Source organism: Litchfieldia alkalitelluris (assembly GCF_002153425.1).
GTDB classification, from domain to species: Bacteria; Bacillota; Bacilli; order Bacillales; family Salisediminibacteriaceae; genus Evansella; species Evansella alkalicola.
This window is the reverse complement of record NZ_KZ119600.1, coordinates 2,668,376-2,692,056: the sequence shown is the minus strand read 5'-3', so window position 1 is coordinate 2,692,056 and position 23,681 is coordinate 2,668,376. Positions and strand designations below refer to the sequence as shown.

The window sequence follows — 23,681 nt, the reverse complement described above, 5'->3', positions numbered from 1 at the left end:
TATGTATTGTATTTAGGAACATTATACCATGCTTCCAACTCACTAGCAAACATCCGTTCTATTAATCTGTTGACACGAACATTCGTTCTTGATATATTATATACAGAACATATATTCTATAGGGGTGAAGATAATGAAATTTATTAATAAATGTAAAAAAGGATTAGATTGCTCTGTATTTATCTTATTTTTATCAGCTGGATTATTTGTTTGGACAACAGTATCTGCATCAGATGAACCGTCTTACATACATGATTATATTTCTAGCGACTGGGTAGTATCTGAAGGAGAATCATTATGGAGTATCGCAAAAGTTGCTCATGAAAACACAGAATTATCCATTGAACAAACATTAAATTGGATGAAATCAAAAAACAATCTTGATAGTGAGGCTATTTATCCAGGACAAAAAATAGCCGTTCCTTCCTATATAGGAGATTTTGCAGGAGAATGAAGGGGATTATATATGCAAGGGTAAGTACTGAAAAAGAGTCACAGACCTCATCCATCACTAGACAAAAAAATGAACTTCAACATATAGCAGAACGTGAAGGAATTAATATCACTAAAATTATTGAAGAAAATGCAAGTGGATATGATGTTGAAAGGGAGGGGATCCTTGAACTACTCTCCTTATTCAAAGATAAAAAAGCTAACATACTATTAGTACAAGACGATACAAGACTTGGAAGAGGAAATGCAAAAATGGCCATTCTTCATCAATTGTTAAAGTGGGGCGTTACTATTTATACAATTGAAGATAAGGGGGAGTTGGCCCTATCAGAAACGGACACAATGGTTCTTGATATTGTATCAATTGTGGAAGAGTATCAGCGAAAACTGCATAATGTGAAAATAAAACGTGGTATGAAACGCGCTGTTAATGAAGGTTACCGACCTGAGAAAAACCTGGCTAATGCTTCTGCTAGTGGTGGAAGGAAGAGAAAAGAAGTACCGATAGAAGATATAGTTAGGTTAAAAGAAATGGGCCTTACTTTTTATGAGGTTGCTGCAACATTAAGGGGATTAGGGCATGATATTTCAAAGGCTACAGCTCATAGGCGGTATCAAGAACATGAAAGAAAAAGGGAAAGAACAACATATTAATCTTTGGTAATACGCTAGTTTCTATTCTAATATTCTGATAATGTATTAACCATATAATAGATACATATCGGAGGAGGGGCTGGCTATTTTATTTCAAAGAAAAGTATCCCTGTGGTTCGTACTAGTCTTATTAATTCTTAGTACAGGGTCAGTATATTTTTTTGTCACGAATCTTAGCGAAATAGTTGTTTCTGAAGTTGAACCAGAGTATACACCAGAAATAGAATCAGAGATTCCACCTTTAGGGGAAGAAAAGGAAGATGATTCCGAAGAAGTGGAAATAATTATTGAAGAGAATAAGCTAGAAGATTTGCCTGTTGAAGATAATTATTTGCAGACAGTAGAGTTTCTAGTAAATACGGATTATACATTAAAAGAGCAACTTGATGAATTTTTACAAGATGAACGTTTAGACCATGCCTTGGCAGCAGTTCATGTTCGCTCGGAGGTGGGAGAGGAAATTTATTCTTTTCATGGTGATAAAAGTGCAGTACCAGCATCTGGTCAAAAGGTTTTAGTTGGTGCAGCCGCCCTTGATACGCTAGGAAGAGACTTTTCCTTTTACACAGGTGTTTATACTGTTTCAGAACAGATCGGAAGTGTGTTGGAGGGAAACTTATTTTTAAAAGGGACTGGTGATCCTACAATACAAGCAGAAGATTATCAAAAGTTAGCGGAGGAAATAGCAAAGTTAGGGATAACAACGATTCGCGGGGATGTTATTGCTGACGACACGTATTTTGATGATATTAGACTGTCCATTGATCTTTCATGGGCAAACGAGAAATACGTTTATGGTACACAGGTTTCTGCGTTAACTCTATCACCGACCCGAGATTATGATGCCGGATCTGTTATGGTAGAAATTCGTCCTGGCGCGGAGATAGGGGAGGACGCTATCATTTCAGTATATCCTGACACAGACTATGTGACGATTGTTAACAATGTGGAAACGGTAGCTACTGGAGGTACAAGTCATATTGAATGGGATCGTGAGCATGGAAATAATACCATACATTATGATGGGACACTTACTCATAATGCAACAGTCTACAGAAACTGGGTATCGGTCTGGGAGCCAACGGAGCTTGTTTTGCAATTGTTTTATGAAGCACTTATAGATAATGGTATAAAGATAGAAGGAGAAGGGAGGCTTGGAGATACTCCAACAGGAGCTCAAGAGCTTGCCCACCATGTTTCTGCTCCATTAGAAGATCTCTTCTATCCTTATATGAAGCTCAGTAATAATTCCATTGGAGAAATTTTAACGAAAACAATGGGGAAGGTCGTTCATGATGAAGGGAGTTGGGAGGCTGGACTACAGGTTGTGGAAGACTATCTTCGTAGTGCAGGCTTAAATATGAATGGTATCCACTTGCGAGATGGATCCGGCATGTCACATTTAAATGCTATTCCACCAGAAGAAATGACAAAGCTTTTACATACTGTGAAGGAGGAAGAATGGTATGACCTTTTCTATGATTCCTTTCCTATTGCAGGTACAAGTAATCGCAACATTGGCGGTACATTAGGTTATCGTATGGGGGGAACAGCAGCGGAAGGGAATGTGCGAGGAAAAACTGGGAGCCTTACTTCTAAAGCTTCATTATCTGGGTATGTAACCACGCAGGATGAAGAAGAATTAATGTTTTCCATCGTCCTAAATAATTACTTCCACAATAATGCAATCGCTATTATTGATCACATTGTTGTAAGGTTAGCTGAATATTCAAAAGAAGAACACTAAATGGTTCCTAACTCTTAGCAAAGTATAACCTAAACATGCAGGGAGTTAGGAACCTCTATTAATCTCCCACCTACCCAAATGTTGAGGAAGGAGAATTCTGGCTAAAATTCGTTAAATAGCCTTCATTCTGATAAGATAATTAATTAGTTTTTTTAGAACTAAACACCAGATGGTTGAATAAAGAAGTGAAAATGTAAAGAATATAAAAAGAGTCAAAGGGATTCTTGCGGGAATTGTAATATTTCCAAACAATGCAATCCCTACAAAATAAGTTAACAAGAGCATTCCAAGGGATAAAAGTATACTAGAAAAAATTATCGATGCTATTGTACCTTTTCTATAAAGAAGTGTTCCAATCCCTAGGCCAAGGAGTCCAGTAGTAAATACAAAAATGATTGCTTCTTGAATGTAGATGATAGTCAGGATAAACGCGGTAGATAAATAAACAACAATTCCAAGTGATATATTCAAATAAGCAGCTAATGCAATCGGCATCGTACTTATTGGACTGAAAGCTAGCCCAACTATAGGTAAAAATACTGGTGCTGACTGGAAGATGACAGCAAGTGTAGTAAGCATTCCCCCAACACTTACAAACCTAGCTTTATTCATTTCTCTCAAATTAACTACCTCACTCCTTGCTAAGCTACTAAAAGTCTTAATAGATATTGCAAAGTACCATTTGCGACATCATTCAAAGTAAAAAGTTTTATTAGTAGTCATTCAATCTACTAGTTATGGCACAATCTCAAATACAGTCCCTTGTTTAAACTCGGTTACCTTTGATGAGCCATATGTTCCAAGAAATAATCTCTTTTGTTTCAAATCTGTTCCTAAGCTAACGTAATAAGCATCCTCATTGCCAAAATTAAAATCATTGTCAATAACGGAAAAATCGTTTGGTTGACCGTCCATTCTTACCCTCGTATAAGCGAGGACACCTCTGGTTGGATCATCACTTTCTTCTCTTCGAGCAAAGTCTGTAAAAACAATACTATCATTTAAATCAGAGATTCTTTTCCCTGTATACGCCTGTACGCCTGTCAATGCCGTTCCTCGAAATTTATTTGCTCGAGGATCTTGATGAAAATAGTTAATGAGCGGTCGTAATCTTTTTGTGGAAGTGATTACTGCGTCATTGTAGAAAGCGATGATTTTCTTGTCCAGATCATTGTTGTTAGAGCAATCCTTTATAATCGGAGAAGGAAAGTCCCCTTCCCAACCTCTCCAACCTAAATTTACTATTCCATCTAGATCAGGTCCAGTCTTCTTTACATGAGACTGCACTAGATCCTTTACTCCTAGTGGTTTAATGTTGCTAAAGGAGAAAATCGACTCTATAAGTTCTTGCCCTACATGACCTACATATTTCATATATTGGTTATTCAATCGGTGAAAAGAAATTCCAGGAGCATTACGAACACCAATCACTATAACAGTAAGTATTTCTTGGAGGGATTCAGGGAGTTCATTAAAACGTGATACTGCAGGTGGTTCAACGCTAGAAGTATCGCCCTTTACATCCACCTCAATTATTTTTCCAGCTATCTCCATAGGATCTTGGCTTAAATTGAATGGATCAAATCCAGACCCGCCATCCCCCGTCGTTAAGACAAGATTTCCTGTTTCAGGTGAAAAGTTTAAACTATTAACCCCGTTATGATTAAAAAAAGGTCTTCTTAAGTTAAGGAGTGTCCGACGTTTTTGAGGCTTATTGTTTGATTTATACCTCCATTCTTCAACAGTATCAATGTGATCATAATTCTGTTCCCTATTTTTCCACTTCATGGTTAACGTTTTCGGATCACAAGGATCAGGCTCAAAGGAATCTGAAAGAGCCCCAGGACCTTGTGAACCAGCCACAGAATAATGAAGATAAAAAAGGCCATTGTGATAAAAATCTGGATGAAACGCTAATCCAACCAATCCCCGTTCATCATATCCACCATTTGAGCCAAGTTGAATCACTCGGTGACGAATATCTAGGAAATTCTTAGCAATACCGTTCTTAACATATAAAACCTCACCAACCTGAGTGGCAATAAACAAGCTCTCAGTAGAATCTCCTGGAAGGACAGCTGTTTTTAATACCGTTGGTAAATTAATATGGCTAATAATGGGTTGTAAATTCACTTTGACTTTTTTCAACTCGTTTTCCCCCATTTCATATTTTCCTTATAAATAAATATGAATGGGACGATTAGAGTAGCACTCTCTTGTGAGAGTTGTCAGTTGCAACATAGCTGTTATTTATGTAGGATAAGTTTTATAAGGATAGATGGAGGTTTGTTAGTATGCTCGGAAAAGAAAAAATTGAACGTATAAATGCCCTAGCAAAGAAGTCTAAGTCTGAAGGTCTTAGCTTAAAGGAACAGAAGGAGCAAAAGGAACTACGAGAAGAATATTTAAAAAGTATGCGCCAATCTTTTAAAAATCAATTGAAATCCGTAAAAATAGTTGATGAAACAGGTAATGATGTAACTCCTGAGAAGCTGAAGCAGGAAAAGAAAAAAGACAATAATAATGGATATTATCACTAAAAAGAAGAAGACTATCTTAAAAAAGGAGATCTTCTTCTTTTTTTGTATTAATAATGAAGGTCAAGTTGTGAATTTTCGAACAAATCCTTCTAAGAACGGTTGTTTTACTTGGACAGAGGGTATATTATGGAAAGGGAATTTATTTTTGGAAAGAAGGGATGGATAGTATGAATAATATCGATGCATTAGCAATTAATACGATTCGAACTTTATCAATTGACAGTATTGAGAAAGCTAACTCCGGACATCCGGGAATGCCGATGGGTTCAGCACCAATGGCATATACTTTATTCGCAAAGTATATGAATCATAATCCTAAAAATCCAGATTGGTTTAATCGTGACAGATTCGTCTTATCAGCAGGACACGGTTCTATGTTACTCTACAGCTTATTACATTTACATGGGTATGGTGTTTCTATGGAAGACTTAAAAAGCTTTCGTCAATGGGGAAGTAAAACACCAGGTCACCCAGAATACGGCCACACACCTGGTGTTGAAGCAACTACCGGTCCATTAGGGCAAGGGTTAGCAATGGCAACAGGTATGGCGATGGCAGAAAGACATTTAGCTGCAACGTACAACAAAGACAATTACAACCTTATCGATCACTATACATACAGTATTTGTGGTGATGGGGATTTAATGGAAGGTGTATCTGCAGAATCTGCCTCCCTTGCAGCACACTTAAAACTAGGACGTCTCATTGTCTTATATGATTCTAATGATATATCTCTTGATGGGGATCTACACCAGTCTTTCTCTGAAAGTGTAGAAGATCGCTATAAGGCATATGGCTGGCAAGTGATCCGAGTAGAAGATGGAAACGATCTTGAAGAGATTTCAAAAGCAATAGAAGCGGCAAAAGCAGATGAGCGTCCGACTCTAATTGAAGTAAAAACAACAATTGGATATGGATCACCGAATAAAGGTGGTAAATCCGCTTCTCATGGAGCACCTCTAGGAGAAGAAGAAGCAAAATTAACGAAAGAAGCATATAAATGGACATTTGAAAAGGACTTCCATGTTCCAGATGAAGTAAGGGAGCATTACCGCAAGCTAGAAGAAGCAGGCGCAAAGAAGGAACAGGAATGGAACAGTTTATTTGATAAATATAAAGAGGAATATCCAGAGCTTGCTAAGCAGTTAACGAATGCAATTAATGGAGATCTTCCTGAAGGTTATGATGCAAATCTTCCTGTTTACGAAGTTGGTGATAAGAAAGCAACTCGAGAATCAGGTGGTGATGCATTAAACGCATTAGCTCAGAACATTCCATACTTATTTGGTGGCTCAGCTGACTTAGCTTCCTCCAATAAAACAATGCTAAAAGGGGAAGAAGATTTCTCTAGAGATAATTATGCTGGTAGGAATGTTTGGTTTGGTGTTAGGGAATTCGCAATGGCTTGTGCAGCTAATGGGATGGCGCTCCATGGTGGGGTTAAACCGTTTAATGCTACATTCTTTGTTTTCTCTGACTATCTACGTCCAGCAGTCCGTTTAGCATCATTAATGCAAATTCCAGTAACTTATGTTTTCACACATGATAGTATTGCTGTTGGGGAAGATGGTCCTACACACGAACCTGTAGAACAGCTTCCTGCATTAAGGGCTATGCCAGGTCTATCTTTAATCCGTCCTGGTGATGGCAATGAAACAGTTGCAGCATGGAAGCTAGCTGTGGAAAGTAAGGATCAACCAACAGCACTTGTTCTAACAAGACAAGGATTAGCAACTATTGCTGGAACGAAAGAAAAAGCGTATGAAGGGGTAAAAAAAGGTGCGTATGTTATCTCAGAAGCAAATGGAGAAGCAGCAGGTTTACTACTAGCTTCTGGTTCTGAGGTTCCTTTAGCTGTGGAAGCGCAACAGGCCCTTGAAAAAGAAGGTATCTTTGTAAATGTGGTTAGTATGCCAAGCTGGGATCGTTTCGAAAAACAAAGTCAAGAATATAAAGACTCTGTTATCCCACCTCACTTGAAGGTACGCTTAGGAATTGAGATGGCTACACCTTTAGGTTGGCACAAGTATACTGGTGATCATGGTGCAGTTTTAGGCATCGATGGATTTGGTGCTTCTGCTCCTGGTGAAAAAATCATGAGTGAATACGGCTTTACTGTAGATAATGTTGTAGCGCAATTTAAGCATATTCTTCAAAAATAGAACGGTGTAAAAGTGCTTGATCTTCAGATCAGGCACTTTTTCTTTAACTGAAAGACCAAAGATTGCTTTTAACTATGGTATTTTCTCCTTTTATTATGTAAACCACCATGTTGAAGATTCCCTCATACTGTAAGGTGTGAATTTTTAATAATTCTTGCAAAGAGGCGAAAACGACAAAATAAGTCAGGCTTTCCTCCAAGGAATGACAATTAATATAGAGGTTGTCCGATATAATGGATTGAAAATATGATTGTCTTCAAGGGGTGAGCCCATGAGAGAATATGAGATTTATGTCATACGAGAAGAGATTGCGAACACTTATTACGGGTTAGAGACGAAACTGTATCAACTATTTAAAGAAAATCGAGCAGCGCAAGGGAATTTAAAGGAAATTACTGATAAGCAGATTCAATTTATTATAGGTGCCATTAACTATGATCAATTACAAGTATACTTAAATAAAGAACTTGAACATAAAGAGGCATATTCATTCACAAATAATAAACACTATATTATTATGGATGAAGAGAATAGCCAAGCTGGTTTATATATACACGAAGATTATATAACTTTATATTCAGAGGGTGGGTATGATGCAGAAGCTTGCTTTTTCGAAGCGTTGAGAAGATTTCATCCTTATTTTTTAGCTATGGAATTCTCACAAGGTCGTTATGGGTGGCTAAAACCACTTAAGTCTCTCGATGTCGTTCAACATTCTTAGACGGAATAACACATTTTTTAGCAACTTCTCTTTTAATCACCCAATCAATACGTTATAATAAATAAGGTTTATAATAATAATACGAGAATTAGTAGTAGAAACAACAACGAGAAGGAGGGTCACCGTAAAATGTGGGTAAATATTTTAATCGGTGTCATTGCTCTGTTGGCGGGAGTTGCGTTAGGTTTCTTCATTGCCCGACAGTACATGATGAGTTATATGAAAAAGAATCCGCCAATTAATGAGAAAATGCTTCGCGTCATGATGATGCAGATGGGGATGAATCCGTCCCAGAAGAAAATTAATCAAATGATGAAAGCAATGCAAAATAATATGAAGTAATTAAAACACTCCATTTGGGGTGTTTTTTTATTGTATAAGTAGGATTCGTTTATAGAGGAAAAATGGAAATTCTGCTATGATGAATAAGGTATTTTAACTAATAAAGACAGAGGTGCGTCACAGATGCGAGTATTCAAAGACTTAATGTGGTATTTTAAAGAACAAAAATGGAAATATGGAGGAGGAATATTAGTACTAGCCCTCGTATCGTTTCTTTCCTTATTACCGCCATACGTTGTAGGGTTGATTGTTGACCATATTGTTGAAAATACATTAACCCAAGATATTCTTCTAAGGTGGATGGTCATATTATTTGTTCTTGCTGTGACGGTATACGTCCTCAGATATATTTGGAGGATATTAATATTTGGATCGGCTATTCGGTTAGCAAGGTTATTACGGAACCAGCTCTATGATCACTTTTCTAGAATGTCAGCTTCTTTTTTTCAGAAACGTAGAACGGGAGATTTAATGGCGCACGCAACAAATGACATACGTGCCATTGAACAAACTGCAGGTGTTGGTGTTCTTACATTAGTAGATTCCCTCACTATGGGGGGCTTTGTGATCATTACCATGGCAGCTACGATCAGCTGGGAGCTTACGCTAATTGCTCTTATTCCAATGCCATTCATGGCATTTGCAACGAGTAAATATGGATTCATGTTACATAAACGCTTTGCAAAGGCTCAGGCAGCATTCTCATCTTTAAATGATAAAGTACAGGAGAGCATGTCTGCAGTAAGAGTAACTAAAACATTCGGTTACGAAGAAAACGAGGTAACCGAGTTTAAAAAAGAATCAGATGATGTGGTTGAAAAAAACATTCAAGTCGCAAAGGTGGATGCCCTCTTTGATCCAACGATTCAGATCATTGTTGGCTTATCATTCTTTTTATCTATCGTATTTGGTGCGAGGTATGTTGTACTAGGTGACTTGACTATTGGACAATTAACTGCGTTTACAGTATATTTAGGCCTCCTAATTTGGCCCATGCTTGCATTTGGTTGGTTATTTAATATCGTTGAGCGAGGTCGTGCTTCTTACGACAGGGTAAACCGGCTCCTTCAAGTTAAGCAGGACATTGTTGATAAGCCAGGTGCAGTAGATACACCACCAAAGGGGAACCTAGACTTTCAGATCAACGAATTTTCTTATACTGATGATGAGGGACCGGCCTTAAAGGATATTTTCTTTCATTTGAAGCGTGGGCAAACTTTAGGTATTGCTGGACGTACAGGAAGTGGTAAAACCACTTTGGCCAAAACGTTAATGAGAGATTTTGAAATTAAAAATGGCAAAATTCTATTAGATGGCACGCCTCATGATGAATATACTCTAGATGCACTACGGGCATCGCTCGGCTATGTGCCACAAGATCATTTTCTGTTTTCTGCAACTATTGCAGATAATATCGCCTTTGCGAGACCGGAAGCAAGCTATCAAGAAATCATTGAAGCAGCAAAGCTAGCGGCCATTCATGAAGACATTACGCGATTCGATGAAGGATATGAAACGATTGTCGGAGAGCGGGGAGTAACCTTATCAGGTGGACAGAAGCAAAGGATTTCCATAGCTAGGGCTCTCCTTGCTGATCCAGAAATACTCATTCTAGATGATTCCTTATCCGCCGTAGATGCGAAAACGGAGGAACAGATTCTCCATGCCTTAAGGGATGTGCGTCGTGGAAAAACAACATTGATTACTGCACATCGGTTAAGTGCCATTAAACATGCTGATCTGATTCTTGTTTTAGAACAAGGGGTAATTATTGAGCAGGGGGATCATGCAGAGTTGATGAAAGAAAATGGTTGGTATCGTAAAATGTACGATCATCAACAATTGGAATCACTTGTGGAGAAAGGGGGCAGGTCATCATGATTGAACGTCACAAGCATTTGTTAGTCCCGTTACCACAAGGAGCGGTTTTTAAACGACTCCTCTCCTATGCAAAACCACATTGGAAATGGCTAATTATAGCTTTTCTACTGTTAGTGGGTGGAACTGGTGCACAAATATTAGGGCCAATCTTAATTAAAGTTTTCATAGATGATTATTTAACTCCTAGGATATTTGAACTTCAGCCTCTCTTATGGCTAGGTATTGGTTATTTAGTGTTATATTTTTCATCAGCTGGAATGAACTTTGCACAATCACTCATGTTTCAAAAAATAGCATTACGCATTATTCAACAATTAAGAATAGACGTGTTTGCCAAGGTAGAAAGACTCGGTTTATCTTTTTTTGATCAATTCCCAACAGGAGGGCTTGTTTCACGGATTACTAATGACACAGAGCAGGTAAAGGAACTATATGTGAGTGTCATGGCCATTTTCGTACAAAACATCGTCTTTTTAGTAGGGGTATTTGTGGCTATGTTTGCCCTTAATGTCCAACTGGCGATATTCTGTCTTGTGCTACTTCCTGCAATTATCATCATCATGCAACTTTATAGACGGTATAGCTCTAAATATTATTCCGTGATGAGTGAAAAACTAAGTCAGTTAAATGCACGACTAAATGAGTCTATTCAAGGGATGACAATCATACAAGTGTTCCGTCAAGAACGAAGAATGAATCGTGATTTCCAAAAGACGAATGAGGAACATAATGATGCTCATTTCAAGAGTATTAAGTTGGATGGTTTGCTATTACGCCCTGCAGTGGATTTCATATCCATCATGGCTTTAGTATTAGTCTTAAGTTATTTTGGAATTACTTCCTTAAACAGTCCAGTGGAAATTGGTGTATTATATGCTTTCGTCAACTATTTGGACCGTTTTTTTGAGCCAGTCAATCAGATGATGCAACGGTTATCTCTATTCCAACAGGCGATGATTTCAGCAGGCCGTGTTTTCAGACTGATGGATCATGATGAATTAGCTCCTGTAAAACAAGGGAACCAGTCTCCGAGAATAACAGAAGGGGTTATTGAATTTAGGGGTGTGACTTTCTCCTATGATGGCAAGCAAGATGTGTTAAAGAATATTAATTTTAAGGTTAACGAAGGGGAGACACTTGCATTAGTGGGGCATACTGGAAGTGGAAAGAGCTCGATTATAAATCTTCTTATGCGCTTTTACGCTATAAAAAAAGGGGAAATCCTCATAGACGGTGTACCAATTGAAAAATACGAAGATGAGGAATTAAGGTCCAAGTTAGGACTTGTCCTCCAAGATCCATTTCTCTTTGTTGGTGATATTGCTTATAATATTCGACTTTATGATGACACAATTACTGATAAGGAAGTCAAGGAAGCCGCTGAGTTTGTACACGCGCACCCATTTATTAACCGGCTTCCCAAAGGCTATGAATCTTCTGTAGGAGAAAGGGGATCGACTTTTTCCAGTGGTCAGCGTCAGTTAATCTCCTTTGCTCGAACGATGGCAAGAAAGCCTAAGGTCCTTGTCTTAGATGAGGCTACTGCTAATGTGGATACGGAAACGGAGACGGTCATTCAGGCTGCTCTTGAAAAAATGAGGCGTGGGCGTACGACTATTGCAATTGCTCACCGTCTCTCAACTATCAAGGATGCGGATCAAATTCTTGTCCTCCATCAAGGTGAAATTGTGGAGCGGGGAACACATCAGGAGCTTCTTGCAGCTAATGGCCTTTATCATAAGATGTACTTGTTACAGCAGGGGGCTGAAAAATTAGATGAAATAGCAGAGGAAGCAGCGTTGGAATCATAAGGGCATAAGGAGGTTTCTAATATGGCTGATTTTGTGGAAGAGGTTGTAGTAAATAGCTCTAAAGATGATACTTATGCGTTTCTTTCTAATCCTATGAATCGTACAAAGATTTATTCGATTGTAAGTGAGGTGGAGTCGTTAAGTTCTGGCACCTCTCCTGTGGAGGAAATTGCAGTTGGAAGCCGTTTTCTGGAAATGAGGCAGTTTGCGAATCGGCGTGTTGGTACTGAGTTAGAGCTAACGGAGCTTGTTCCTCCGTATCGTGTAACAATTAAGAGTGAGGCTAATGGCATGAATGTCTTCTACACGTACCAATTAGGAGATTCAGATGAAGGGACTATGATTAGGTTTGAAGGCAAGGTGGAGGCAACGAAGCTAAAAACGAGGTTAATGCGCCCAGCCCTTGTTAAAATGGTGAGGCAAGAGGATTCAGATCATTTGTTGTATGTGAAGAAAGCTCTTGAAGGGGATAGTTGAAGGTTTATTAGTTGATATTTAAAAGTGCCAAGTTAAACTCTGTAAATTGCTATATAGTTGGTCTGATGGTCATGGCTTTTGTAGTCATGGCCTTGTACTTTATAGATTCGTTCAAAGTCATTGACATAAGATACCTTAAAGGGGTATGGTATTTATAAGAGGTGAGGACATGGGCATAGATAATGACTTGAAGTTGAATATTCCATTGAATCCTGAGAAAAAGCCTGCAGCCATGAGGTCCGATGAGGAGAAAAAGGAGTTAATTCACCGTCTGAAGCGGATTGAAGGTCAGGTTAGGGGTATTCAGCGCATGGTAGAGGATGACCGTTATTGTGTTGATGTGTTAGTACAGCTATCTGCTATCAGTGCAGCTTTGAAAAAAGTTGGTTACAATTTGCTTGAAGATCATACTCGAGGCTGTGTTTCTAGTGCGGTTGCTAATGGTGATGGTGACGCTGCTATTAACGAGCTCATGAAAGTAATTCAACAGTTTTCTAAATCATAAAGCTAAGTCGCTTATGTTCGTGCGGAAGTGTCTTTCGAATAAGAATTTATGCTTTATGGATAATAGATATAAAGAATATGTAAACAAGGAGTGGGGTTTTATGAAGAAAGAAGTAATAAAAGTTGAGGGTATGACATGTAATCATTGTAAAGCTTCTGTGGAAGGGACATTGAAAAATGTAACTGGAGTTACAAGCGCAGAGGTTAATTTAGACGAGAAAAATGTAACAGTAGAGTTTGACGATGCTGCTGTGAAATTAGATAAGTTAAAAGAGGAAATTGAAGAACAAGGTTACGATGTCGTTTAATTAAACGTTATTGGGGTGTGCCATCATGGTTCACCCTTTTTCTTTGTGGTAATTTACCAGCAAAGTTTTTTAGGTGACTTTGTAGTACTGTTTAGCTTTTTCTAGGGAGGCTAGGAATTTGATTTTAAAACGTTTATTACTTTTTATTCTTTTTTTGAATATAGGCTTATTTATCTGGATGGATCTTGAGCAAAGAAAATTTGAAGTGAATTATACGCAGGAAACTGCGAGTATGCCACAGGTGGGTTTCCAAGCACCTAACTTTTCTTTAATAGAGTTGGGGAGGGAAGAAGAAAGTGAGACGACTGATTCAACTGATTCCGCCGTCTATGTTGACCTCCCTACCATTCTATCGGAAAAAGAGGGGGCGGTCATTTACTTTTGGACGTCTTGGTGCCCTTTTTGTGAAGCGTCTGTGAGAGCATTGGAAGAAGGTCACCTCATATATGGAGACGAACTAGCTTTTGTTGGTATTAATGTGACGAGTCAAGATTCTTTACGTGCTGCCCAAACCTTTGTGAAAGAGCATAACGTATCATTTCAGATGATAGCTGATGAAACGGGAATCGTTGCGAGTACCTATCATGTGCCACCAGTACCAGCCACATTTTTTATCAATCAAGATGGAGTAATTGCTCATCGAAAAGTGGGTGGCTTGACCACAAGAGAGGTTGAGCTGGGTATAAGTGTGCTTAAAAGGAGTGGAGAGTAATGTTCAATCCTGTAGAGACATTTTCCTTAGGGCCGTTTACAGTTTCCTTTGAAATGTTGTTTATGATCGTTAGTATAGGGGTTGGCTACGGTGGGATGATAATTTATTTAAAACGTAACCAAATTCCTGAAAGGGAGAAGATACTCGATGCTTTTATAACTTCGGTAATAATAGGAGTTCTGACATATAAGCTATGGCCCTTTATCCTACAGCCATCCCTATTATTGGATCCATCTAACTTCATTTACTACATGGGTGGCCCTTATGCTTTTTTTGCTGCGGCAACATTTAGTATTGCATACTACCTTTTTCAAGCGTTGCGAAAAAAATGGTCCCATTATGCGTATGATGGTTTTACATTCACTATCGTCCTTGCCTCTGCAGTATTTTATTTATTTGTTAAAGAATTTGGAGTTGCAAGTCCATTTGCTCTTGGTTTTTATGTAGATGGAATTGTGCATCACCCAGTTAATTTATATCGAAGCTGGCTATATTTCTTAGTGCTCTTAACATGCTTAGGAATAGTGCCAAATAGTAAAAAATATGGTAGAACCTTTGTACTAATAATAGGGGTAATTATTTCCGTTTATCTCGTTTCTCCTTTTACTGTGTAACCTAGCGTCCACCAATAACGGATTTGAGTATTTGAACAACATGGAGGGTGTAGTTAAAAAGGATGAATTTACAATATTTTGGTTGATTTTGGATAAAACAGTGAGTTACATTTATGTTATGTAACTCATTTTTTTATTTCTATTGACGAAACCTCGCAACCGTGGTCAGCAAGTAATCTGAAACGAAATTAGAAAAAAGAGCTATTTGTTTTAAACAAATGATGAGGAGGAACAGGTGTGAATTTAGATGTATTACGAAAGAAAGTTAGTGATGCAACAAAAGGAAAGTTCTCGTTAGACTATAACGAATTAGAAATGTTGTTACCACGGATAAGAGAAGAGGATAGTATTTTTTGTGTAGTAAAAGTTAAATTAGATAGTACGAATGGTCATGTTGTAGCCCTGGCTGACCGCATCTATTTTGTTCACAAGTTTTTGTATAATCGTGAACCACTTGAGATCTTTTATAAAAAAATAAAAAATATACAAAAAGAAGCATCAAGTATAGAGATTTGGCTAGAGGAAAAGACGGTATATTTTAATGAAATAAGCGAGAAAGGTGTCACTTTGTTATATCATTTTCTTACTGACAGAATGAATAATATAAGTACTCATAATTCTCCATACTTAACTAAGAATGGACCTCCCCCAATGGTTAGGCAAGAGCCTAAGAAGAACAATACTGTTGCCATAACCCTGGGTTGTTTAGGTATTATTAGTTTTGTCGGTCTTTTTGTATTGGTTGGATTGTTTTTTATAGGTGTATTTATTGGAGAAGATGAAGAATATCAAGACTATAATGATGAGCAAGTATTTCTTGAACTAGAGGAAGACGAATTTTTTGATCATGATATAGAAGACTTTTATGATATGGATGAAAGTGACTTTTTATGGATCACTGTTGATGAGACAGAACTGCCAGTCATGGGTGCTGAGCTTGTAGAGGATGAATATGGATCCACCTATGTTACTGGAAGGATTCGGAATGATTCAGAATACACGTTAGATTATTTAACTATTGATATTAACGTATTAGACGAGGAGGGCACGATAGTTGCAAGTACATTAGATATTGTAGAAGGTATCAAGCCTGGTCAAATGTGGTTATTTAAAGCTTACTATTTCGATGTGGAGGGGCACAGCTTTGATATTATAAGGGTTCAGGGAGATGTGTACTAAAAAATAGAATCTGCACTTATTTATTACTTTGAAATAGGAGTATGAAAAAGGTACAGATTTATCAAATTGCCATACGATCGAAGCAACTCATATAGGGGTTGCTTTTTTATTGTTGATATGAAATTATAAAATAATCAACCTGTGGAAAACTCATAGATTGATTAATATATGTTTAGGGGCGATCGTGGTGAAGCATTGTAGTGGAGTGATTAAAAAGATACTACAAGATCATTTTGATTTTACCCCGTTCACACCGACAATCTCACGCGAGTTTCTTGCTTTTTTTGTTTTTCGCGTTCGATAAGCGGTCTTTCTCACGTGAGTTTCCCACTTTTGCTCCTTTTCGCGTTCGATCAGCAGTCTAACTCACGCGAGTTTCCCGCATTTGCTCATTTTCGCGTTCGATCGAGCTCCTATCTCACGCGAGTTTCCCACATTTGCTCCTTTTCGCGTTCGATCAGCAGTCTAACTCACGCGAGTTTCCCGCATTTGCTCATTTTCGCGTTCGATCGAGCTCCTATCTCACGCGAGTTTCCCGCATTTGCTCCTTTTCGCGTTCGATCGAGCTCCTATCTCACGTGAGTTTCCCACATTTGCTCCTTTTCGCGTTCGATCGAGCTCCTATCTCACGCGAGTTTCCCACATTTGCTCCTTTTCGCGTTCGATCAGCAGTCTAACTCACGCGAGTTTCCCGCATTTGCTCATTTTCGCGTTCGATCGAGCTCCTATCTCACGCGAGTTTCCCGCATTTGCTCCTTTTCGCGTTCGATCAGCAGTCTAACTCACGCGAGTTTCCCGCATTTGCTCATTTTCGCGTTCGATCGAGCTCCTATCTCACGCGAGGTTCTAACTTTTGTTCTTGGAAAAATTATGTCAGTATATTAAAAATATAATTCTTCATTAAACAATGATATACTAGCATCAGAATAGGTTATTAGAGGGGAGTTCCAAATGAATTTGAACTTTGACGGTTATCTCGGTATTATTTTCACTCTTTTTGGATTAATGATGGCAATGCTAGCATTAATCGTAAGGATGAAGTCCATGAAACGGCCTGCGAATGTAAAGAAAATTATGATTCCTCCCATTGCTATGTCGACTGGATTCTTTATGTTCTTATATCCCCCAACAAGACCAACGTTATTGGAAGTAGGCGAGGCATTTATCGTTGGGGCTATCTTCAGCTTGATATTAATTAAATTGTCCTCTTTTGAGATTAGAGACAATGATATTTATATGAAACGTTCAAAAATATTTCCATTCCTTTTAATCGGACTGTTGGCACTTCGTCTCGTATTTAAATTGGTTCTTGGTATTCATTTCGAGTATGAAGTCCTAGCTGGCATGTTCTTTATTTTGGCGTTTGGTATGATTCTGCCATGGCGAATTGCTATGCTTATGAAGTTTAAGAAAGTGGAGAAAGAACTCTTAGGCCAAAAGACAGGAGATGCTTCTGTGGATATATAGAATGATCTAATGAAAAAGCGAGGGAATCTCCCTCGCACCACTTAGTTTGCATTAAAATATTCATCGTATTTTTTAGGATCAATGTTTTTTTCGTGTAGCTTCTTAATTAAAAATTTATGATCACGTTTAGGGGTTGCTAATATGTATCCCTTTATAATTAGCTCAACGGTCATTTCATCCGCTTTTTCCTCAAGTGCCAATTCTCCAATTTTTCCAGCGATTTTCCCTTTTGCTACATCACGGAATAGTTCTGGTACAGGTTCCACAAGTTCGTTTAATAACTCTTTTTTTTCATCTGTCCATAAATGTAATGTTTCATTAATATAATGTTCTTGCCAGTCCAGAATCGATTTTCCATCTTCTTTTGGCATCTTCTTAAGGAATTTCCTAAACATAAAATACCCACCGATACCAATGGTCACAGCGAGGAAAATGGACCAAAGAACGATAAACCACATAAATAGATCGCTTGGCATCAGAAATCACCCCTTTTCATGATTCATATTGTACGATATTCTATCCCTTCTGAAAAGGGAAGAGTCTTTGTGTTAATATGGCAAGGTCGTTAATTTTGGTTAATTCAAAAAATATGTTTAACTTGTCCTATCTTGGGTAATATAATCATGAAGCTTCTTTAAGAAATTTTGGAGGGATTATTTTGGCTGAAGGTACTGTAAAATGGTTTAATTCTGAAAAGGGTTTTGGTTTTATTGAGCAAGAAGGTGGAGAGGATATTTTTGTACACTTCTCTGCAATTCAAGGTGAGGGATTTAAAACCCTTGAAGAAGGACAACGTGTTAGTTTTGATATAACAGATGGGGATCGTGGTCCTCAAGCTTCAAACGTTGAAAAACTATAGAACAAGCAAATGGAGATAACCTGATTAACTCAAGGTCCTTCATTTATTAAATGTAACACTGACATAGAATATGATGAAAAGAAGCTTTCGAGGTTGTCCCTAGGGCAACCTCTTTTATTACTTCTAATGGAGGTCTGGCTACAGTGCCTACGTGCCACGGGGCACTTAGGCTTTTCTTATTTACCACTGACTCCGTATTACTGTTTCCAATTTTCTCTTTATGGTAATATTCCAAGGCTCATGTTCTGGGCCAATTGGTTGGACAAGAACTGTCGTCATTCCAAGGCGCTTTCCGCAGAGAACATCTGTGAATATTTGATCGCCTAAGAAGATACTTGTTTCTGACTTTGCACCAACGTCTTTCATGATTTTCTCAATTTTAGTTGTCGTAGGTTTGTTTGCTTTGCCATAACCTGTTATGCCAAAAGGTTCTGTAAACTTGTCCACTCGTTCTTGGTTGTTATTCGAGATAATCACTAATTCAATATGGTTGTCGTGAAGCATAGCCAACCAATTTTCAAACCGTTCACAGCCAAGCTGATCGTGGGCGGCTAAAGTACTGTCTAAATCTGAAAAAATATGTTGGATTTGATGCTCCTTTAGCCAAGTTATCGTAATATCTGTAAAGTGCTCAAATAAATAATCTGGTTTGAAGTACTTCATCTTTTAGCTCACTTTCCTTCAATCGTTGTTTTTTTCCTGAAACTACAAAACCTGTATCGGTGCTCGCTTCAGTCTACTTTTGTCTTAACTGTACTAAATTTTAGCAAACTTAATGACAACATCCAACCTTTTTAGGGTGGATTATAACATGTAATCAAGATGACGAGTAATATATGATAAAAGTCTTACTACATTTTTTTTCCAAAAGGATACGGGCTGATCTTCAATCGTGTCGTTCGGCCTATAGGAAGATTCATTCGCAGGGATTAAACTATTTGTATAGTAGCTAGATGAAATTACTGAAAGCAATTCATTGGTAAATTCCTCACTATCTATGACGACCATCGTTTCTGTACTGAGAAACGCACTTCTTGCATCTAGGTTAAAGGAGCCAATCACGCTAATCCTTTGGTCAAAAATATATGTTTTTGCATGAACAGAATCTGGTCCTTGGTACTCATATATTTTTTCTGCAAATGCTACAACATCTTGTTTCACGTTCGTATATCCAGAAAATGCGATGACGTTTGGTGTAGAAGCTAATGAATTAGTAAAAATAGTTGTATTATCTGCTGTTATTTTAGACTTGTCTAGATAGGACAGCATTTCATCAGTAGGTATAACATAAGGACTTTGTATAAAAATATCCTTTTCTGCCGCTTCCATGAGACTTACAATTTTTAACCAAACTAATGGTTCCTTATTCATCCGTTCGATTGGATTATGAATTAGTGTTACATTGTTTGTAGAAAAAGAAATTTCCTCCCAAGGGATATCATGGTTAAATAATTGCGGATAATTTGTTTGGATATCGGCATAGCTGTAGCGCAAGGCATCCAAAGTATTATCTCCTCTTTTGTTACGGATATAGTTTGTATAACGAACTGCGTCATGTGTAAACTTGTGATTCCAGACATAATTAAAATAATCCGTCATTTCGTGTACTGCACTAGTCGTTTTGGTAATAGGTTCATTGTCAGTTGCAGTATTAATAATGACCACATCCCTGTCATGAGTGGCACCATCATATTCTGGTTGGAAGTACTTATCACCAATATTTCTGCCACCAATAATACCGTATTCATTGTCAATGATCATCATTTTATCATGTAGTCGATTATTCCAAGTCCAAGGTTTAGTTATGGATAGGGGTTCATACATACTAATTTCAATATTTGGGTGTTGATCAAATGCATATTGTACACCTCGCAAGCTGCCTCGAAGATTATGAAACAATCCGTCGAGTAAAACCCGAACCTGAACTCCCCTGTCGGCAGCATCAATAATCGCACCTAAAAAAATATCAGTGGAGAACCCATCGTGAATGGTATGGTATGTTATATCTAACGTTTCTTCAGCTCGATTAATTAAATCAATCCGTGCAATGCCAGATTCTAATCGTTCCTCCACCAGGGCTACTCGGTCTGAGGACTCCTTTTCTCCGTAAAAATGCTGGACTGGATGTTCTTCATGATACTCGGTCACATTAGGGGTGTGGAAACTAAATATTATCACACCAGCAAATAATGCATAAAGTAAGTAGCTTGCAAAAATAATAGATAATATTTTTAACGTTTTTTTCATTATCATCACCCCTTGGAGCCTGCTTAAGTTTTATCATACAATAATATTAATATAATATATTGTAGTAAAATCTAAAAGATAACTAGCTAATCTCTACTGCAAGTATTGTTTATTTATTCGTAACAAATTACTATATATGTATGTCATGACTTTGATTTTACATACGAACTCGCTTGAAAATCAGTAAGACAGGGAGGACTATTGTGAAAAAGTGGTTAATCCTTTTTTCTATCATTCTTGCAATTATTATTCCTTTATTATGGTGGCATCAGTTAGTCCCTGTACCTAGTGGTGTTTATCCAGAAAAACATACAGGGGTAGTCGTACTAGATATGGAAGATGACGTAGATGTCATTACTTATGAATTACCTGTCAGGTGGATTAAAACACACCCGTGGGAAAGTCGCCCCACTTTGAAGAACATTCAATTAATAGATAGTGATAACGATATTATTTCCAAGACGAAAGGGGAAATGTCTATTCATGTGAATGATCATGATAACAAGTGGCACGAACGGAACATTCCAGCAGTGATTGAAATCCCAATTAACGGAGAACGTTTGGTTAGGGAAACAACCCATGTAACGACGAGTATTGATTCGATGAAGGAACATTATTTTTTAAAACAATTGAATATGACCTATAAAGGAGAAGAAGTCAGTTTTCCAATGGAAAATACGTATAAGCTTGTACCAATTTCAAACCTTTCAGCAAATACTACAAGTAATACATGGAATATAGAAGGTGCAATTCAAGTACTAGATGACCTCCATACAGAAGGGTTTATTTATCATTTATCGGGTCCTGTTAACGCTGTCTTAGAAGATATTTTGTTTTGGCTCCCAGGAATGAATGATGACTATCATGAGAATGAGATATTATATTCCTTTGAAGGTAGTGAGCGCTATTGGGATCAACCTAGTGAATTTAAGGGTGATCCTATTGAATTACCCCTAACTCTTGAAACGGGAGAACTTCTGTTATATTTTCCATTTACGGAAGAGATCGTGGAGGAGATTAAAGATTCCCTTTATCGAAGCATGCCTTTTCTTAAAATGAACGATGGCGGACTCAAGTATTACACTGGCATTTCTGGAATGGACAGTGGCTTATTTGACCGGGGTGAAAAGTGGGAAAACCATTTAATTATGCCTAAATAATGGAGCTGCCATGATGTAAATGTTTGTATTTTACTTTAGGAGTTTAAAAGATTAAATTTTTAAGAAAATTCTGTTGATGTTTTTAAAAGAATTTGTTACTATAAAATGAATTAAAGGGCTATGTGCAACTGGCGAAAAACGGATAACCGTATGGGAGCACATAGTATCGATTCAGCCGTTCGCCTGGGCAAGAGGTAAGGGAAACACAAGTCCCTTACCTCTTTATGTATATTTTGAGGGGGGGAACAACGAACTTTTTTAGTACGGTCGAGATGCTGTTTTTAATCGGAGAGCTAAGAAAAGAACATATGTGAAGGAATAAGCAGGAGGAGAGATCAAGATGAGTGTAAAAACATTAGAAGTGAGCACCATAAAAACCCTAAATAATATTGCCGAAAGCGGATTAAATGTTTTTGAAAAGGAAAAATATAACCTCGATGATCGCAGTGACAACCCTGATGCCATCGTTGTTCGAAGCTATAATATGCATGAAATGGAGCTTAATTCAAACCTTAAAGGGATTGCAAGAGCTGGAGCTGGAGTGAATAATATTCCTATTGATAAATGCACAGAAGAAGGGATCTGTGTTTTTAACACACCTGGTGCTAACGCAAACGCCGTGAAGGAAATTGTTCTGACTTCTCTTATCGCATCTTCCCGTAATCTATTTGATGGAATGGCTTGGGTGAAAACGTTAGAAGGAGAAGGGGAAAACGTTTCTAAGCTTGTGGAATCTGGGAAAAAGCAATTCGTTGGTAAAGAGATTAAAGGGAAAACTCTTGGTGTCATAGGTCTAGGTGCAATCGGAGCACTTGTTGCTAACGATGCATTGGATCTAGACATGGAGGTAATAGGGTATGACCCATTCATTTCTGTAGATACTGCTTGGAATCTATCACGAAATGTGCACAGAGCTATGACGATTGAACAGTTGTATAGCTATGCAGACTATATTACAGTACATGTCCCATTAACAGGTGATACAAAAGGGATGTTTAATAAAGAATCATTCAGCTTAATGAAACCAGACGTGCATATCCTGAACTTTTCTCGTGGGGGCCTCGTGAATGAAGATGATATGGCGGAAGCTCTTGAGACTGGCAAAGTAGGAAAATATATTACAGATTTTCCAAATGAAAAAGTACTAAAAATGAAAAATGCAATTCCTATCCCTCATCTCGGTGCTTCAACACAAGAGTCTGAGGAAAACTGTGCCATCATGGCTGCAAGACAGTTAAAGGAGTTTTTAGAAACTGGTAATGTTAAAAATTCTGTAAACTTCCCAAATGCTTCATTACCTTATACAGGGAAGCGACGCGTGACTGCATTCCATAAAAATGTACCTAACATGGTTGGACAAATGACTTCTGCTATATCAAAATATCAATTAAACATTGCGGATATGGTCAATAGAAGTCGCGGTGACTATGCTTATACAATGATAGATATTGATAATCGGATCAATGGCGACACGATTCCAGGTATTATTGAAGGGATTAAGGAAATTGAAGGAATCGTAAGTGTACGAGTGATTTAATCTTAATATTACAGCTTCGGAAAAATGAGTTAGGATTAGGTAAGTAACGAGTTCCATTCGTATCATTCGCTTGTAATGTGGAAGGGTGAGATGTCGTCAAAATACGTCATTTCATCCTTTTTTAATTGGACAAAGAATTTTAAGGTTGGGACTTTTATTACGTACTGGAGTTATAAAATTCGGAATACTTAGGTAATTATTCCTACATATTTTTATGGTATTTAGTGTTAAAATATCGAGTATGTAGGTTTAACGGTAACATTTTCCAAATAATTTTTGAGATGGAGTCATTATTTATTTTTTTTA

Annotated in this window: 24 protein-coding genes and 1 riboswitch; of the genes, 19 read left to right on the top strand and 5 right to left on the bottom strand. The window is 37.7% G+C overall.

The window, feature by feature from the left end:
- The first annotated feature begins 133 nt into the window (after positions 1 to 133).
- From yneA to dacB, 3 genes are all read left to right on the top strand, one after another.
- Positions 134 to 454, top strand: coding sequence for a cell division suppressor protein YneA (gene yneA / locus BW724_RS12895; protein WP_088075604.1), 321 nt, complete (start codon positions 134 to 136; stop codon positions 452 to 454).
- Positions 451 to 1,107: a YneB family resolvase-like protein gene (locus BW724_RS12890; RefSeq protein ID WP_088075603.1), complete on the top strand. Its 657-nt coding sequence runs from the start codon at positions 451 to 453 to the stop codon at positions 1,105 to 1,107. Before yneA ends, BW724_RS12890 begins: the two co-directional genes overlap by 4 nt.
- A 274-nt stretch (positions 1,108 to 1,381) precedes the next feature.
- Complete coding sequence (gene dacB / locus BW724_RS12885; RefSeq protein WP_176371411.1) at positions 1,382 to 2,854, top strand: D-alanyl-D-alanine carboxypeptidase/D-alanyl-D-alanine endopeptidase; 1,473 nt, start codon at positions 1,382 to 1,384, stop codon at positions 2,852 to 2,854.
- Positions 2,855 to 2,965: 111 nt separating this feature from the next.
- Here dacB and BW724_RS12880 read toward each other — a convergent pair whose 3' ends face one another.
- Positions 2,966 to 3,475, bottom strand: a complete 510-nt coding sequence (locus BW724_RS12880; protein WP_088075601.1) for a hypothetical protein — start codon at positions 3,473 to 3,475, stop codon at positions 2,966 to 2,968.
- Positions 3,476 to 3,589: 114 nt separating this feature from the next.
- Positions 3,590 to 5,002 (bottom strand): PQQ-dependent sugar dehydrogenase, encoded by a 1,413-nt coding sequence (locus BW724_RS12875; RefSeq protein WP_088077909.1) that lies wholly within the window; start codon positions 5,000 to 5,002, stop codon positions 3,590 to 3,592.
- 146 nt (positions 5,003 to 5,148) lie between these two features.
- Between BW724_RS12875 and BW724_RS12870 the strand changes: the two genes are divergently transcribed.
- The 13 genes from BW724_RS12870 (at position 5,149) to BW724_RS12805 (ending at position 17,572) form a co-directional block, all read left to right on the top strand.
- Positions 5,149 to 5,394, top strand: a complete 246-nt coding sequence (locus BW724_RS12870) for a DUF896 domain-containing protein (RefSeq protein WP_088075600.1) — start codon at positions 5,149 to 5,151, stop codon at positions 5,392 to 5,394.
- Positions 5,395 to 5,561: 167 nt separating this feature from the next.
- Complete coding sequence (gene tkt / locus BW724_RS12860; protein ID WP_088075598.1) at positions 5,562 to 7,556, top strand: transketolase; 1,995 nt, start codon at positions 5,562 to 5,564, stop codon at positions 7,554 to 7,556.
- Between the two features lie 271 nt (positions 7,557 to 7,827).
- Complete coding sequence (gene sirA, locus BW724_RS12855) at positions 7,828 to 8,277, top strand: sporulation inhibitor of replication protein SirA (protein ID WP_088075597.1); 450 nt, start codon at positions 7,828 to 7,830, stop codon at positions 8,275 to 8,277.
- Positions 8,278 to 8,406: 129 nt separating this feature from the next.
- Complete coding sequence (locus BW724_RS12850; protein ID WP_088075596.1) at positions 8,407 to 8,619, top strand: YneF family protein; 213 nt, start codon at positions 8,407 to 8,409, stop codon at positions 8,617 to 8,619.
- Between the two features lie 123 nt (positions 8,620 to 8,742).
- Positions 8,743 to 10,500, top strand: a complete 1,758-nt coding sequence (locus BW724_RS12845; protein WP_088075595.1) for an ABC transporter transmembrane domain-containing protein — start codon at positions 8,743 to 8,745, stop codon at positions 10,498 to 10,500.
- On the top strand, positions 10,497 to 12,311 hold the full coding sequence (locus tag BW724_RS12840) for an ABC transporter ATP-binding protein (RefSeq protein WP_088075594.1): 1,815 nt from the start codon (positions 10,497 to 10,499) through the stop codon (positions 12,309 to 12,311). Before BW724_RS12845 ends, BW724_RS12840 begins: the two co-directional genes overlap by 4 nt.
- A 21-nt stretch (positions 12,312 to 12,332) precedes the next feature.
- Positions 12,333 to 12,788 carry an SRPBCC family protein gene (locus BW724_RS12835; RefSeq protein ID WP_088075593.1) on the top strand — a complete coding sequence of 152 codons (456 nt, stop codon included), beginning with the start codon at positions 12,333 to 12,335 and terminating at the stop codon, positions 12,786 to 12,788.
- Between the two features lie 169 nt (positions 12,789 to 12,957).
- Entirely contained in the window at positions 12,958 to 13,293 is a 336-nt protein-coding gene (locus BW724_RS12830; RefSeq protein WP_088075592.1) for a metal-sensing transcriptional repressor, read from the top strand.
- Positions 13,294 to 13,393: 100 nt separating this feature from the next.
- Complete coding sequence (gene copZ, locus BW724_RS12825) at positions 13,394 to 13,600, top strand: copper chaperone CopZ (RefSeq protein WP_088075591.1); 207 nt, start codon at positions 13,394 to 13,396, stop codon at positions 13,598 to 13,600.
- Between the two features lie 118 nt (positions 13,601 to 13,718).
- On the top strand, positions 13,719 to 14,312 hold the full coding sequence (locus BW724_RS12820) for a TlpA family protein disulfide reductase (RefSeq protein ID WP_088075590.1): 594 nt from the start codon (positions 13,719 to 13,721) through the stop codon (positions 14,310 to 14,312).
- Positions 14,312 to 14,926: a hypothetical protein gene (locus BW724_RS12815; protein ID WP_088075589.1), complete on the top strand. Its 615-nt coding sequence runs from the start codon at positions 14,312 to 14,314 to the stop codon at positions 14,924 to 14,926. Before BW724_RS12820 ends, BW724_RS12815 begins: the two co-directional genes overlap by 1 nt.
- A gap of 237 nt (positions 14,927 to 15,163) precedes the next feature.
- Positions 15,164 to 16,105, top strand: coding sequence for an FxLYD domain-containing protein (locus BW724_RS12810; RefSeq protein WP_088075588.1), 942 nt, complete (start codon positions 15,164 to 15,166; stop codon positions 16,103 to 16,105).
- A gap of 951 nt (positions 16,106 to 17,056) precedes the next feature.
- Complete coding sequence (locus BW724_RS12805) at positions 17,057 to 17,572, top strand: CcdC family protein (protein WP_088075587.1); 516 nt, start codon at positions 17,057 to 17,059, stop codon at positions 17,570 to 17,572.
- A gap of 41 nt (positions 17,573 to 17,613) precedes the next feature.
- On the opposite strand, the gene BW724_RS12800 is transcribed toward BW724_RS12805, so the two are convergent.
- Positions 17,614 to 18,048, bottom strand: a complete 435-nt coding sequence (locus BW724_RS12800; RefSeq protein WP_088075586.1) for a DUF2621 domain-containing protein — start codon at positions 18,046 to 18,048, stop codon at positions 17,614 to 17,616.
- A 182-nt stretch (positions 18,049 to 18,230) separates the two neighbouring features.
- Here BW724_RS12800 and BW724_RS12795 point away from each other — a divergent pair, with 182 nt between their 5' ends.
- Complete coding sequence (locus tag BW724_RS12795) at positions 18,231 to 18,431, top strand: cold-shock protein (RefSeq protein WP_088075585.1); 201 nt, start codon at positions 18,231 to 18,233, stop codon at positions 18,429 to 18,431.
- Positions 18,432 to 18,611: 180 nt separating this feature from the next.
- On the opposite strand, the gene BW724_RS12790 is transcribed toward BW724_RS12795, so the two are convergent.
- Together BW724_RS12790 and BW724_RS12785 are read right to left on the bottom strand one after the other, a co-directional pair.
- Positions 18,612 to 19,094, bottom strand: a complete 483-nt coding sequence (locus BW724_RS12790; RefSeq protein ID WP_088075584.1) for a YqeG family HAD IIIA-type phosphatase — start codon at positions 19,092 to 19,094, stop codon at positions 18,612 to 18,614.
- Positions 19,095 to 19,235: 141 nt separating this feature from the next.
- Positions 19,236 to 20,678: a phospholipase D-like domain-containing protein gene (locus BW724_RS12785; RefSeq protein WP_176371410.1), complete on the bottom strand. Its 1,443-nt coding sequence runs from the start codon at positions 20,676 to 20,678 to the stop codon at positions 19,236 to 19,238.
- Positions 20,679 to 20,881: 203 nt separating this feature from the next.
- On the opposite strand from BW724_RS12785, the gene BW724_RS12780 reads away from it, so the two are divergent.
- The gene (locus BW724_RS12780; protein ID WP_088075582.1) at positions 20,882 to 21,838 is read left to right on the top strand and encodes a hypothetical protein; all 957 of its coding nucleotides are present in this window, start codon (positions 20,882 to 20,884) and stop codon (positions 21,836 to 21,838) included.
- A 114-nt stretch (positions 21,839 to 21,952) separates the two neighbouring features.
- Positions 21,953 to 22,034, top strand: a riboswitch (ZMP/ZTP riboswitch).
- 144 nt (positions 22,035 to 22,178) lie between these two features.
- Positions 22,179 to 23,375: a phosphoglycerate dehydrogenase gene (locus tag BW724_RS12775; RefSeq protein ID WP_088075581.1), complete on the top strand. Its 1,197-nt coding sequence runs from the start codon at positions 22,179 to 22,181 to the stop codon at positions 23,373 to 23,375.
- Positions 23,376 to 23,681: the final 306 nt, after the last annotated feature.